Source organism: Exiguobacterium sp. s189, assembly GCF_018617615.1.
In the GTDB taxonomy this organism is placed as follows: Bacteria; Bacillota; Bacilli; order Exiguobacteriales; family Exiguobacteriaceae; genus Exiguobacterium; species Exiguobacterium aestuarii_A.
Genome location: NZ_JACSKM010000001.1, coordinates 160,109 through 173,810 on the forward strand (window position 1 = coordinate 160,109; position 13,702 = coordinate 173,810).

At 50.2% G+C, this 13,702-nt stretch carries 12 protein-coding genes; 5 read left to right on the forward strand and 7 right to left on the reverse strand.

Features of this window, described 5'->3' with window-relative positions; translation table 11 throughout:
- Nucleotides 1-7 precede the first annotated feature (7 nt).
- Entirely contained in the window at nucleotides 8-1,024 is a 1,017-nt protein-coding gene (gene galE / locus KNO99_RS00750) for a UDP-glucose 4-epimerase GalE (RefSeq protein ID WP_214744419.1), read from the forward strand.
- Nucleotides 1,025-1,038: 14 nt separating this feature from the next.
- Here the strand turns inward: galE and KNO99_RS00755 are convergent, their stop codons facing one another.
- From KNO99_RS00755 to KNO99_RS00775, 5 genes are all read right to left on the reverse strand, one after another.
- Nucleotides 1,039-1,377 carry a hypothetical protein gene (locus KNO99_RS00755; protein ID WP_214744421.1) on the reverse strand — a complete coding sequence of 113 codons (339 nt, stop codon included), beginning with the start codon at nucleotides 1,375-1,377 and terminating at the stop codon, nucleotides 1,039-1,041.
- Between the two features lie 125 nt (nucleotides 1,378-1,502).
- Nucleotides 1,503-2,690, reverse strand: a complete 1,188-nt coding sequence (locus KNO99_RS00760) for an alpha-amylase family glycosyl hydrolase (protein WP_214744423.1) — start codon at nucleotides 2,688-2,690, stop codon at nucleotides 1,503-1,505.
- Nucleotides 2,691-2,771: 81 nt separating this feature from the next.
- Complete coding sequence (locus KNO99_RS00765) at nucleotides 2,772-3,695, reverse strand: LCP family glycopolymer transferase (protein ID WP_214744425.1); 924 nt, start codon at nucleotides 3,693-3,695, stop codon at nucleotides 2,772-2,774.
- A gap of 104 nt (nucleotides 3,696-3,799) precedes the next feature.
- Nucleotides 3,800-4,645, reverse strand: coding sequence for a YihY/virulence factor BrkB family protein (locus KNO99_RS00770; protein ID WP_214744427.1), 846 nt, complete (start codon nucleotides 4,643-4,645; stop codon nucleotides 3,800-3,802).
- A 72-nt stretch (nucleotides 4,646-4,717) separates the two neighbouring features.
- Nucleotides 4,718-5,674, reverse strand: coding sequence for an LCP family glycopolymer transferase (locus tag KNO99_RS00775; protein ID WP_214744429.1), 957 nt, complete (start codon nucleotides 5,672-5,674; stop codon nucleotides 4,718-4,720).
- Nucleotides 5,675-6,105: 431 nt separating this feature from the next.
- On the opposite strand from KNO99_RS00775, the gene KNO99_RS00780 reads away from it, so the two are divergent.
- Complete coding sequence (locus KNO99_RS00780; protein WP_214744431.1) at nucleotides 6,106-6,318, forward strand: hypothetical protein; 213 nt, start codon at nucleotides 6,106-6,108, stop codon at nucleotides 6,316-6,318.
- 61 nt (nucleotides 6,319-6,379) lie between these two features.
- On the forward strand, nucleotides 6,380-7,264 hold the full coding sequence (gnd, locus tag KNO99_RS00785; protein WP_214744433.1) for a phosphogluconate dehydrogenase (NAD(+)-dependent, decarboxylating): 885 nt from the start codon (nucleotides 6,380-6,382) through the stop codon (nucleotides 7,262-7,264).
- A gap of 34 nt (nucleotides 7,265-7,298) precedes the next feature.
- Here the strand turns inward: gnd and KNO99_RS00790 are convergent, their stop codons facing one another.
- Complete coding sequence (locus tag KNO99_RS00790; RefSeq protein WP_214744435.1) at nucleotides 7,299-7,913, reverse strand: flavodoxin family protein; 615 nt, start codon at nucleotides 7,911-7,913, stop codon at nucleotides 7,299-7,301.
- A 261-nt stretch (nucleotides 7,914-8,174) separates the two neighbouring features.
- On the opposite strand from KNO99_RS00790, the gene KNO99_RS00795 reads away from it, so the two are divergent.
- Complete coding sequence (locus KNO99_RS00795; RefSeq protein ID WP_214744437.1) at nucleotides 8,175-10,979, forward strand: sensor domain-containing protein; 2,805 nt, start codon at nucleotides 8,175-8,177, stop codon at nucleotides 10,977-10,979.
- A 140-nt stretch (nucleotides 10,980-11,119) separates the two neighbouring features.
- Entirely contained in the window at nucleotides 11,120-12,103 is a 984-nt protein-coding gene (locus KNO99_RS00800) for a metallophosphoesterase family protein (RefSeq protein ID WP_214744439.1), read from the forward strand.
- A 5-nt stretch (nucleotides 12,104-12,108) separates the two neighbouring features.
- On the opposite strand, the gene KNO99_RS00805 is transcribed toward KNO99_RS00800, so the two are convergent.
- Nucleotides 12,109-13,653, reverse strand: a complete 1,545-nt coding sequence (locus tag KNO99_RS00805) for an FMN-binding glutamate synthase family protein (RefSeq protein WP_214745068.1) — start codon at nucleotides 13,651-13,653, stop codon at nucleotides 12,109-12,111.
- Nucleotides 13,654-13,702 lie beyond the last annotated feature (49 nt).

Below are 13,702 nucleotides of genomic sequence, written 5' to 3' on the forward strand. Positions count from 1 at the left end.
TTGACGTATGACCCAAACGATTCTCGTGACGGGTGGTGCCGGGTATATCGGTACCCATACCGTCCTGCAATTGCTTGAAGCTGGACATGACGTGATTGTTCTCGACAATCTGTCGAACAGTAGTCGTGAAGGACTGAATCGCGTTGAGGCGATGGCCGGCAGAGAGACCATTTTCTATCTCGGCGACATTCTCGACCGTACATTACTCGAACAGATTTTCTTGACGCATACAATCGATGCCGTCATCCACTTCGCCGGCCTAAAAGCCGTCGGTGAGTCAGTGAAAGAGCCGCTCCGCTACTACGAGAACAACGTCGTCGGTACGACCGTCCTCCTAGAAGTCATGCAGGCGTTCGATGTGAAGCGCATCGTTTTCAGTTCATCGGCAACCGTGTACGGGATGCCGGAACGCACACCAATCGACGAGTCGTTCCCGCTCAGTGTGACGAACCCATACGGTCGCTCGAAACTGATGATCGAGGAAATCTTACGTGATGTCGCGGTCGCCGACTCAGAATGGAGCATCGCCCTCCTTCGTTACTTCAACCCAATCGGGGCACATTCGTCTGGTCAGATCGGGGAAGACCCGTTCGACGTTCCGAATAACTTAATGCCATATATCACCCAAGTTGCAATCGGTAAGTTGAACGAACTGAGCGTCTTCGGTGACGACTATGACACGCCGGACGGGACAGGCGTACGTGACTACATCCACGTCGTCGACCTCGCAGAAGGCCACCTCCGAGCACTCGATTATGTGATGGACCAACCTGGAGTCGAGGCGTTCAACCTCGGGACGGGCACTGGCTACAGCGTCCTCGATCTCGTCCGTGCGTTTGAACAAGAGAGTGGAAAGTCCGTTCCTTATCGAGTGACGGAACGCCGCCCTGGTGACATCGCCACGTGTTTTGCGGACCCGACGAAGTCGAAACAGATGCTCGGGTTTGAAGCGAAGCATGACATTCGTGACATGTGCCGCGATGCCTGGAACTGGCAGTCGAACAACCCGAACGGATATAACTAAAAAATCAGCTGGCGTCAGAACGATTGTTCTTCCGTCAGCTGATTTTTTTGATTGGTCTTTTCTTTTCGTGCCATCAATCCAAAGTCGATGACCATGATGAACAAAGCGACAGCAATGAACTTCCATATATCGACCATCATGAATTTATCCCATACATATCCAACTACCGTGAATCCGAGGAAGGCCGCATAAAAACTAATTCGCCACCACGTCCGATAAACGTTTGCACGCTCTCGGTCCAACAGATAAAAAATGAGGTATGCGCCTAAAGCTAAACATAAAATCGCAATCATCCAGTATGAAAATGACTGCATCGTCAACCGAAATATCATGAAAAAGAAAGATGAATCCATTGGAAATCCGCTCCTTTGATGACTGACTCGTGATGTGTATAAAATTCCTACTCTTCCATTTTCCACCTATCCATCACATGAGTCAATACACCTATGAACGAAAATGCAATTATGATTCTAAAGACCTACCCTTGTAACCATACATATCCGTACGGAGATAATGTGATTTTTCCGATTCGTTCACCCGTGAACAAGTTCGTCCCTTGAACATCCAATTCAATCTCATTTTCACTCACGTTCGTATAGAGACGGACTGTACGTCCTTTCATCTCCCGCTCAACGGCAAACACATGTGGATCGACGTCGATGATCCGTTGGTTCGCATAAGGTGACAGCGCCGGTTCTGTCCGCTTCACGTTCAGCTGCCCCATGATTCTTGAAAAACGATTGAGTATTGTCTCGTCTTTCTTCAGCGACTGAACGAGCTCCTCCTCATCTGTTGGACCGCTCACCCCGAAGAGTGTCCGATAGTCTACGGACGGGATCCCTTGAAGCGAAAATAGAATGCTATGTGCTGCGAGGAGCATCGCCTCATGGTTATCCAATAGATTCTTCTCGAACGGATCACGCTCGGCGCTCGACAAGAAGTGGAAGTATGTCTTCCCTTCAGGTGGTGCTTCAATCTTCTGTGCCCATTCGGTCAGTCGTGTCGCTTTCCCTTGTGCGAGGGCGAGGGTCACATGACTCGCAAGATCAAAGTGACAGACAGCGTCCACGACATCCAAATATGATCCAGCCTCGTCAAGCGCGTCTTCGGCGAGAATGAGTTGACCGTTCGGCTTATAGTGGTGCAACACGATGTGCCAGAGTCTAAGTATGTCTTTTACCTCTTCACGCGTCATCCCACGGAACGATTGCGCATGGACCCGGACCTTCGTCGCTCCATAAGCGAGACGCTCGATAAGTGCGTCCGTCTCGGCAAGCAAGTCGAATTGCTCCGCATTGTAGGCGACTGGGTCGAGTTCATACATGAGTTGGAAGTCGTCGCTCAACTCCCCTAAGTCTTCATACAATCGGATGCGCGGGTCGACGGCTGTGTCCGTTTGGCGCCCGATGTACGGGAAAAGTGAGACGAGATGCAAGTCGCTGATCGTACCTGCGACATGCTTGGCGAGGACGTCATGGAGTGCCCCCATGTCCGGCTTTCCTTCCGTCGTGACGAAACTCGCGTCGACGAGTAGGACGTTCGTTTTCTCGCTCGGGGTTTCATGATCATGCCAGGCGTGACTCTCCCACTTGTCAAATAGCCGATGCCACGTCTCTTCATTGCCACCCCATTTATTCAAAATCGGTTCGACTTGTTGCCAATCCATACGATTCCCTCCTTCTGTTCTCTCTACCTTTTTTCACTTCTTGCCCATTTCAAAACAAAAAAGCCGTCCCTATCGGACGACTCATTCCATCAAACGCTTCAATTCGGTCTGAATCCCGTCGAGTGACTCTGCGTCAGGATTCCAATAATAGATGCCGTCCGACTCGAGTCCACCGCCCCCTTCGATGCGGAGTGTACTTGCGTTACGGAACGCACCCATGTAGTCCGTCGAGAGTGTCACGAGCTCATTGAACTCGATGTTCGTCTTCGCTCGGTTGCCGACGACGTCGAGCAAATTCGTCACCTTGTCGAGCGAGAAGTCAGAACGTCCTTTCTCGATGATGGCTGCGACGACATCGCGCTGCCGTTCTTGGCGACCGAAGTCCCCGTTCGGGTCATCATAACGCATCCGTGTGTAGGCGAGCGCCTTCTCTCCATTGAGCGTCACTTCGCCGACCGGGAACGTATAACTGTCCGAAGTAAAGGCAAATTTGTTCATAACGGTAATGCCACCGAGCGCATCGACGACTTCCGTGAACGCCTCCATGTCCGCTTCGACGACATAATCAATCGGGATATCTAAAAAGTTCTCAACCGTGTCCATCGCCATCTCGGCACCACCGAACGCATAGGCGTGGTTAATTTTATCGTGATATCCGCGTCCGACAATCTCCGTCTTCGTGTCACGTGGGATGCTGAGCATCGCCCCTTCATTCGTATCCGGATTCATCGTCAAGACGATGATTGAGTCGCTTCGTCCCTGTTCTGTCCCTCGTCGGTCGATTCCGAGTAAGAGTACCGACACCGAGCGCTTCTCTTCGATCGTCTCGACTTGTTTTCGTTCTGGACTGATCTGTAAGTTATCGTTCACTTTCGTCACTGTGTCATTGACCTCGTCGACCATCGACCAGACGAATAGTCCACCTGCGACAAGCATGAGTGTCAGTACGCCCGCTGTGATACCAAGTATCCATTTCCACCTTGATTTCTTCTGATGTTTCGCCATATCGGGCCACCTTCTTCCGTAAATTCAGTTTGTATATCTTTTCCCAGACTCTACATTGGATTATAGCATGTCTCCAAAAAATGCTAATCATTTCTTTCCAGTTATCACGGGAAATGTGTCTTTGTGGGTGTCCGATACATATGATGCGGCCAGGCGGCATTGATTTCTGCCCCAATGAGCATCGTCGCCGCCGTCAAATAGAGCCAGATTTGAAGTAGGATGACGGCTCCGATCGTGCCATACGTGTCCCCAAAAATCGAGAATCGCTCGACGTAGACGCTATAACCTGTCGAGATGAGTTGCCACGAAATGACGGCAAAAATGGCACCCGGTAACGTCTCAAAAAAGCGCACGCGTTGTTGCGGGGCAATCATATAGAAGAAAGAGAACGCAAAGATCAAGATGATCGTCGAGACGGTATAGCGAGTGAGCGTGGAGAGACGATCGAACTCTTCGACTTGAGGATAGAACGCATACAACAAATCGATAAATTCCTGTCCGAAGACATGGAAGACGACGAGGATGACGGCTCCAATGCTACCGGCAAGGATTGTTAAGAGTCCAATCAGACGACGCCATACGTACCCGCGCGCCTCCGTCTCCCCGTAAGCGAAAACGGTCAGCTTGACGAGACGGGCCGTCCCGTTCGAGGCGGACCAAAAAGCGATGATGGCACTGACCGAGACGAGTCCGCTATTCAAATTCCCACTGACGTCGTAGACAATCGACAATAGCTCTCGCACGCTCGAACCAGGGACGAGTGTTTCAATCTGTTCAATCAATAGCGCCTGGTCGATTTTGAACCACGCCATGACCGCGAACAGGACAAAGAACATTGGGAAGATGGCGAGGAACCAGAAGAAGGCGAGCGTCGCGCTATAGTCGTTAATATGATGGTCCTTGAAGCGATGTCTCACATCGATGGCGAGTCGGGTCAGTCGATCGAGCACGGCCGTCACTCCTTTTTCTTTTCATTATGCCACAAACGAAAGCACCCGATTCATCCGAATCGAGTGCCACTGTCATTGTTCCATCAATTGTCCGAGATACGACTTCACTTCGTCGAGTGATGCCTCGTCCGGGTTCCAATAGTAGATGCCGTCGCTCTCTTTGCCTCCACTTCCTTCGAGACGAAGGACGTTTTGGTTTTTGAAAGCCATCATGTAGTCGCTCGAGAGCGTCCGAAGTTCTTTGAACGTCACGTTCGTCTTGGCGTTATTACCAAGGACGTCGAGCATGTTGTTGAATCGTGCAATCGAGAAGCTGTCCGTTCCTTTGTCGACGAGCGCCGTGATGACGTCGCGTTGACGCTCCTGACGACCGAAGTCACCGTTCGGGTCATCGTAGCGCATCCGTGTATAGGCAAGCGCTTCTGCCCCATCCAGGTTGACCGTTCCCGGTTCGAACGAATACTCACCCGACGTGAAGGCGAACTTGTTCGTCACTTCGACGCCGCCGAATAAGTTGACCGCGTCCTGGAAACCTTTCATGTCGACTTCCGCGACATAATCGATCGGGATGCCGAGGAAGTTCTCGACCGTATCCATCGCCATTTCAGCACCGCCGAATGCGTAGGCGTGGTTGATCTTGTCCATCGTCCCTTTGCCGACGATCTCCGTCTTCGTATCACGCGGGATGCTGAGCATCGCGCTCTCATCCGAATTCGGATTGAGTGTCATGACGATGATCGAGTCACTGCGTCCTTGTTCGTCCGCACGACGGTCAACGCCGAGTAATAACACCGAGACCGGCTTCTTATCTGAAATCGTTTGTTGATTCATCCGATCCGGGCTGAGCCCAGCCGATTCATTCAAACGGTCGACCGTTGTATCGACTTGATTATATAAATAATAGGCCATCCCAGCTCCGATGAGCAGGAACACTCCGATGACAGCACCTGCGATGATGGCGATGCGTTTCGCGGGCGACACTTTACGACGACGTTTTTTGACTCTCTTCTTTGGCTTTTGCTCTTCCATGACATAGCACCTTTCTATCCCCAATTGACCGTAATTGACACAGGTTTTATTTTATCACGCTGAATCGACAGTTTTTTCCGTATTTTTATAAAAGAGGTGAATACTTGTCACCATTTGTCGATTGCTCACATCGCTAGTATCGACAAGGTTTTTTGAAAGTTTAGCAAGTTGTTGTCTATCATAACATACGCTTTTTCGGAGCCTCGTTCCGTTTCATACAACGGCACTAAGCCATTGGTCACAATTTCAACAAATCCCCTATTTTTTTGTGCTAATAGTGAAAGAATTTTGACGATTTAACACTTTTCATAGGACCATTTCCTTATTTTCAGAAAACAGAATGGTACATTCGTTTTATTTTTTGTAAAATATGTATTGGTAATTAATATAAATGTAATAGTAATCCATTTCATACATAAGGGGATAAATCGATGCGCTTCATCGTGACGTGTTTTTTAGACAAAGAACAAACTTGTGAGTTTATCGTGTACGGCAGTTCCGAGTACGATGCGTACCGAACATTTGAACAGACTATTCAATCTTTAAATTCACTAAGCGGACAAATCACATTATCAGACGGCGAGGCCATCCCGGTAACACGTATCCTCGCTTATCGCGTCGACCCGATCAAACCGCTCTTTTGAATCTCGATTGTTTCGGGTAACCCTATTAGGAGAACAAATTTGGTAAAATGGGGTGAAACGAATGGAAATCGGAATGATTGGGCTCGGGAAGATGGGGCTGAACTTAGCATTGAATTTGACGGACAATGGGCATCGCGTCTTTGGCTATGATCCGGGGAACGTCTCGACGAGTCAGTTCGAAACGAAACAGTCATTGGAAGAAGTCGTCGATGCACTGAAATCGCCACGTGTCGTCTGGGTGATGGTACCGGCAGGAGACGTGACCGAGCATGTGTTGAACGATTTATATGAAGCTCTCTCCCCTGGGGACATCGTCATCGACGGGGGTAACTCGAATTATAAAGAGTCGATGCGGCGCGCCGAGCACTTTAAAGAGAAGCTCATCTATTTCTTTGACGTCGGGACGAGTGGCGGCATGGACGGGGCGCGGAACGGGGCCTGTACGATGATCGGTGGAGATTTGGAGGCGTTCGGGAAAATCGAGCAACTGTTCCAAGACGTCTCGACCGACAACGGGTATCTGTACGCCGGACCGAGTGGAAGTGGCCACTTCCTGAAGATGGTCCATAACGGAATCGAGTATGGCATGATGCAGGCAATCGCTGAAGGGTTCGAAGTGCTCGAGAAGAGCCCGTTCGACTATGAATATGAGGATGTCGCCCGTGTCTGGAATCATGGCTCTGTCATCCGTTCGTGGCTCATGGAGCTGACGGAGAGTGCCTTCTCAAAAGATGCGAAGCTCGATGACATCCGCGGGGTCATGCATGCGTCGGGTGAAGGCAAATGGACGGTTGAGACGGCGCTCGAATACGACGTGCCGACGCCGGTCATCGCCCTCTCGCTCATGATGCGGCAACGCTCGCTCCAAGACGACACGTTCTCCGGTAAAGTCGTCGCCGCACTCCGAAATGAGTTCGGAGGACATGCGGTGGAGAAGAAAGAGTAATCAACATGGCCTCGGCACACGCCGAGGCCATTCTTCATTCCATCGTATTTCCTTCTGCTGGGATCGGATGTGCTTTCAACATGCGCGCGAAATGGACGAGGTTATACGCCATCGTCTTCCCGTGTGACTTCGTAAATTCATTGTCACGCCCCGCATCGATATACGAGTCGCCTGGTCCCGCTTCTCCGACCCAGTACGTATCAACGTTCGGTGGCACGGTGAAGCCGATGTGGGATAAGGCGTAAAGAATACCGGCACATGCGTGTTTCGCCCCGTCCTCATTTCCGGTGACGACGACCCCGCCGACTTTGTTGTAGTAGATCGCCTGACCTGACTTGTTCGTCAAGCCGCTGCCCCCGTATAACCGCTCGACCACTTGCGTCGCGACACTACTCTTCTCGCCAAGCCAAAGTGGCGTCCCGATGACGACGATGTCTGCGCCTTTCACTTTTTCGAAAATCTGTGGCCATTCATCACCGTCCCCTTCATCTTCTGTCACCCCGAATGCGACGTTATAGTCGACGATTCGAACGATTTCCGACTCGACCCCAAGCGCATCAAAATGCGGCAAGATGTCGCGAATCAGCCCTTCTGTATGCGACGTCGTGTCGCCTCCTTTTAACGTACAGTTCAAAAATAGTGCCTTCATGCTGTCCCCTCCTTTAGTTGATCCTGCTCCCCCTTTCATTCCCCTTCATCGTTTTTTCATAACACGAACCATTCGTAAAACGACTTTTGTTGATATGAAACCTCTTTTATTCAAATCACATATTTTTTAGTTCTATCTTACTCATTTTACAAAAAATGTATGAATCATATTTACCACATTCTGAATAGTCTGTATATTTAAAGTGAGTTAACCTTTTTAATAGTTATTCAATTGATTTTATATAGGATGAGGGGGAAATGTATGTTGCCATTTCGCTGGAACAACCCATTTAAATCAACTCCTGACAAGCATGCTCCATCTACAGAACTGAATCAACTCGCGAATGACCGTCAATTCATTGAAGGACATCTCGATCCTGTCTTTTTGATTGATATCGACGGAACAATCATCGATGCTAACCAAAAACTGGGTCTTTTGCTTGGCTATTCGACCGCTGACTTACCAAATCATTATTCCAGTTTGATGACGCCGCAAGAGCGTGCGCGCATTCTCCCTCATGTAAATCGCGTCTTCGAAGGGCACGAAGAAACATACATCGCCAATTTCCTACATACGAACGGGAAATCGCTGACCGTGCTCGTGACCACCATCCCTAAATACGAATCGCAACTCATTGCCGGGATGTACGTCATTGCCCGAGATATGACAGAAGACAACCAGATGAAAGAACAACTCGAAACGATGACGTTCGAGCGAAAACTTTTACGCGATACCCCACATCTTTTAGCATTCACCATCCAGCCAGACGGACGGTTGACGGACCGAACGAATTCATTCATCTCGACCATCGGGGAGTCTGTGACGACCTTCGACCGCCTCACCCAAGAAATCCATCAAGACGACCGTTCCTCTCTCATGTCAGCCTATCAAGAGGCCCGTGAGCAAAATCAGAATGGTGATACGTTCACGTTCCGTTTCACCCGCCATACACAACAGTCCTATTTCTTCGGAAAGCTGGTCGGTCACCAAGGTGTGGTCCGCGCCATCTTTTCGAATGAAACCCATCACGTCAATATGGCCGAGGTCATCGTAGAGAACGCGGATCGGTTGAAGGATTTATACGACTACACGGACGCCACGATTTACCGACGCAATCTCACGACCGGTCACTGCGAACTCTACACAAACGGGTTTGAGGCATTGTTTGGCTTTGAACCTTCTAAAATAAAAAACAATCCTTCTGCCTTCCAACGCATTATCCATCGACAAGATTGGTCAAACGTAAAGGCAGCATGTCAACAGGCGAGGGACGGGATTGCTCAGCATATCTATTACCGCATCCATCGTAATCAAGAAGTGTGCTGGGTCGAAGAACGGATGATTCCGAAGTTCGATGAGCATGGTGTCGTCACATCGATTGTCAGCGTCTGCTATGACATCACTCGATTTAAACAACAGGAGACAGAGATTTGGAACTTGGCGATGCACGACACGGTGACGAACCTCCCGAATCGCAGTCACTTCATGAGCGAGCTACAACAATGGATCCAACGTCACGAGCAAGTCGCCGTTCTGACACTCAGCTTCAACTCCATCCATCCGATCAACCGAGACTTCGGCTATACCGTCGGGGATGAATGGATCACCGCCACGGCGAACGCATTGACCGACCACCTACCGGCCGACAGTTTCGTCGGGTACCTGGGGGGAGATGACTATGGGATTTTAGTACCGAACTTGGCGAATGAACAAGAGGTCATCCAATTTTGCCAATCGTTGATTCGACGGAGCGAGCGCTATATCACTGTCGGGCCTTATGAATGGTCACCAACCGTGTCTGTCGGGGTCAGTCGGTATCCGCACGACGCGGATCAACCAAACACGTTGCTCCAGTACGCCCATACCGCACTCGGAAGGACGCGTTTACATGGAGCCGATCCGATTGTCTTTTATGCGTCGACGTTTGACATCGATTCATTCCGAAAACATCAGCTCGGGAACGATTTACGTCACGCCATCGAAGAGGGTGAACTCTTCCTTGAATTCCAACCGAAAGTCGACATTTGGTCAGGGCGTCTTGTCGGTGCCGAAGCACTCGTCCGCTGGCAGCACCCGGAATGGGGACGGATTCCACCGAGCGACTTCATCGCCCTCTCAGAAGAAACAGACCTCCACATCGCCCTATCGGACTGGGTGTTGCAGGAGACGTGCCATCAGCTACAAGAATGGAAGAATCGGCATCTCGCTGTCGTACCGATTTCCATTAACATCTCGCCGAAACGTCTCCTTCATAAAACCTATAGCGAGAAGGTATTACGGATATTGCGTCAATATGACCTCTCTCCTTCTTTACTAGAGATTGAAATTTTAGAGACCGGCATCTTGAGCGATAACGTAAAGATTCATGAGAGTCTCAATCAATTGAACGAGGCAGGGATTCGAATCGCACTCGATGACTTCGGGACGGGCTACTCTTCGCTCTCCTACCTGCAGCGCTATCCGATCAAAACAATTAAAATCGATCAGCAATTCGTGAAAGATTTACACGACAGCAAGAAGACACAAGGCATCGTGCGCACCATTTTGTTCATGTCTGAGGAGTTTGACATCGACGTCGTTATTGAAGGAGTTGAGACGCTTCAACAATTAGAAATCTTGCGCCGTCTCAATTGTAAAATCGTCCAAGGATATCTTTTCAGCCGACCACTTGGGGTAGAAGCGTTCGCAGATGTATTGGAGACCCCGATTCTGACGACGAACCAGAGTGGGCCGACCGTGACGCGACAAGGTTTTTCGATCGATGCGACAATCACGATTCACCGATTAAATCGGAAGGAAGTCACAATTGGCTCGACTCCCGTCCTACTTACGAAAAGTAGTCAGCAATCGCTCCATTTTTATGCGACGGTTCGTCTTCCCGTGACGAAGAACATCGAATTAAAGATGTTGCTCTCGCATTCCGATGAACAAATCGAGCTCTTTGTCCAACCGAAGAGCATGATCGAACTCGATAATGGTATCTATGAATACGAGGCGACTTACCTCAATCCGAGCGATGCACGTCGGATCAGTACGATTCTTCAAGAACACCTGCATATGCCTTAAAAAGAACCAGCCGCTTCCTCTGTTGAGATAAGCGGCTGGTTCTATATCGAATATTTGTTTTAGTTAATATCGCGCTTATCATTCATGATGTACCGTCAGATTATATTATTTATCATCATATGGTTGAGGAGTTGAATCACATGCCAAACTTTTTACATATTGCCGATTTGCATCACGCTCGCCATACGGGGAACGCGATTCATGCGGAACGGACTAGCTTTGACATTCAGCGTGACAAACTCCAGCAACTCGCATCAGTCATTCGTGAGCACGAGATTGCTGCGGTACTGATTGCCGGAGACATCGAGGTCAGTGATTCATATGACCTTTTGCCTTATTTGGAAGAATGGACATCGCTCGGTGCGTCCGTCTATATCGTCTTTGGCGAACATGACGTCAATCGCCATCGTGACAAGGAAGTATGGGAGACGGTCCCCCATGTTCATTGTTTTGTAGAACCAGGATATCGCTTCGACCCCGCATTAGGCGTCGGCATATACGGGGTAAGTTGCACGTCGAACCAGGCGGGATTAGTCGAAGCCCTTGATCACATTCCTCCGCTCGAACCATCACACCCTAACCTGTTGCTGAGTCATGGGCGTGCACGTGCCTTTTCGAATACTCGACTTCACCCTCACGCTTTTGCCTATGTCGCGCTCGGGGATCATCATCGGTATGAAGCAATCGAGCGATCGAACACGACAATCGTGTATCCGGGACATCTCTTTTCCGTATGGGATGGGTGCGGCAAGGCATGGGAAACCGGATATGTCATCGGTTCGATTGATGGCGATACCGTTACACACACGTTTCATGTGTTCCAAGGAGCTCAAACCAGACGCGTTTGTGTGAATCCATTCATCCGAAACGACGATCAGATTCAACTCATTCTCGACAATGTTCCGTCGATGTATGAAAAGTGGGTGAAAGATGACCCGGTTTCGATTCAAGAGGTCATTCGTCAGGTTCTTCGCACGTATCCAGATGATTATTTTGTCACCCCTAGTCACGCCAAGTTGCGCCCTCGACGGATGTGTATGCGTGGCCAACGGTTGTTAGATGATCCTATTCTATTGGAATCGTTCGTTCAAAGATGTTATAAAGCGACACCTCACACACAGTGAATGTGCTATTCGATTGTGCTCACACGCCCATCCGGCTCCTGATAGATCACGTGTTTCTCTGACAGTTCAGTCGGGGATTGGACCCCTGCGGCGGCCGTCATATTGTATAGTCCTTCCCGGAGCGAAATGATGTAGTTCGTCACTCGAAAACTCTTCTCGTCGACGACGAGGGCACGCTGCAGTTTCGGGTCGGTCGTCGCGACACCGACCGGGCATCGGTTCGTATGACACACCTGCGCCTGAATGCAACCGACGTTGAACATGAGCCCACGGGCGATGTTGACGAGGTCGGCACCGAGGGCGAGGGCAATCGCCACCTTGTCCGCCGTGATGAGTTTCCCCGAGGCGAACAGTTTGATCCGGTCCCGAAGACCGTGCTCGATCAAGAGGCGATGCATGTAGGGAAGTGCCGCTTTCAGTGGCAACCCGACCGTATCGGCGAGTTCCTGGTACGTCGCCCCCGTCCCGCCTTCACTCCCGTCAATCGTGATGAAGTCCGGCACGATTTGAGACGTCTCCATCTCAAGGACGAGCGATTCCATGTCCTGTAGGTTGCCGACAACGAGCTTAATGCCGACCGGCTTCCCACCAATCTCACGCAACTTTTCGATAAAGGCCAACAGCTCTTGATGCGTCTGAAACTCGGAGAACCGGTTCGGACTGTCAATCGTCTCACCGACGCGTACGTGGCGGATGCGGGCAATCTCTTCCGTCACTTTCGAGCCGTCGATATGTCCCCCACGCGTCTTCGCCCCTTGCGCGAGTTTCAATTCGAACGCCTTCACTTGTGGGAGCGCACTCTTCTGTTTGAACGCTTCCACCGAGAACGCCCCGTCTTCATCCCGGACACCAAACAGTGCCGGACCAATTTGGCAGATGATGTCGACATTCCCTTTCAAATGATAGTCCGAAAGACCGCCCTCCCCCGTGTTCATCCATGTTCCACCCGCACGACCGAGCCCGATCGAGAGAGCCGTGATCGCCTTGTCCCCGAGCGAACCGAAGCTCATCGCCGACTGTCCGACGAGGCCACGGACATAGAACGGTTCCCGACACGTCTCTTTCCCGATGATGATGGTATCTTCTTCTGTTAATAAGTATGGCGAGATGTCTCGTTCGACGAGATGCTCTTTTCGGGTGAAGAGGTTATCTTCGTCGAGTTCATACACCCACGTCGATACTTTCGTTGAGTTGTCGATCCGTAGTTCGTTCCGATTTGTCGGGTACAATGCATTTTGAAGATAGAACCCACCCGCTTCAAAGTCTCGCTCCGAACCGAAGCCGATGATGCGCGACTTATATTTCCCGGCAATGACGGCCGCCTCGTACTCGTTCCGCGAGAACGGTTTTGCCTCATTGTCATTCAAGAACAAATATTGCCGAAGCTCCGGACCCATCTTCTCGAACATATAACGCAGTTTTCCGAGAATCGGGAAGTTACGGAGGACGGAGTGCTCACGTTGGTGTCGGTCGCGTCGCCAGAAATAATAGATGAGTAACGGAGGTCCGGTCATCATCAGCAATAGGAGCACAAGCAAGATGGCCAACATCGATGTATTGAGTGACACGGTCTCTCCTCCTTTTTCATTAGACGAAAAA

What these genes read in the sequence shown, in the direction of transcription:
- KNO99_RS00775 (WP_214744429.1), bottom strand. Translation starts at nt 5,674, where the DNA reads ATGGAAGAGCAAAAGCCAAAGAAGAGAGTCAAAAAACGTCGTCGTAAA.
- KNO99_RS00755 (WP_214744421.1), bottom strand. Translation starts at nt 1,377, where the DNA reads ATGGATTCATCTTTCTTTTTCATGATATTTCGGTTGACGATGCAGTCA.
- KNO99_RS00800 (WP_214744439.1), top strand. Translation starts at nt 11,120, where the DNA reads ATGCCAAACTTTTTACATATTGCCGATTTGCATCACGCTCGCCATACG.
- KNO99_RS00790 (WP_214744435.1), bottom strand. Translation starts at nt 7,913, where the DNA reads ATGAAGGCACTATTTTTGAACTGTACGTTAAAAGGAGGCGACACGACG.
- galE (WP_214744419.1), top strand. Translation starts at nt 8, where the DNA reads ATGACCCAAACGATTCTCGTGACGGGTGGTGCCGGGTATATCGGTACC.
- KNO99_RS00795 (WP_214744437.1), top strand. Translation starts at nt 8,175, where the DNA reads ATGTTGCCATTTCGCTGGAACAACCCATTTAAATCAACTCCTGACAAG.
- KNO99_RS00780 (WP_214744431.1), top strand. Translation starts at nt 6,106, where the DNA reads ATGCGCTTCATCGTGACGTGTTTTTTAGACAAAGAACAAACTTGTGAG.
- KNO99_RS00765 (WP_214744425.1), bottom strand. Translation starts at nt 3,695, where the DNA reads ATGGCGAAACATCAGAAGAAATCAAGGTGGAAATGGATACTTGGTATC.
- KNO99_RS00760 (WP_214744423.1), bottom strand. Translation starts at nt 2,690, where the DNA reads ATGGATTGGCAACAAGTCGAACCGATTTTGAATAAATGGGGTGGCAAT.
- gnd (WP_214744433.1), top strand. Translation starts at nt 6,380, where the DNA reads ATGGAAATCGGAATGATTGGGCTCGGGAAGATGGGGCTGAACTTAGCA.
- KNO99_RS00805 (WP_214745068.1), bottom strand. Translation starts at nt 13,653, where the DNA reads ATGTTGGCCATCTTGCTTGTGCTCCTATTGCTGATGATGACCGGACCT.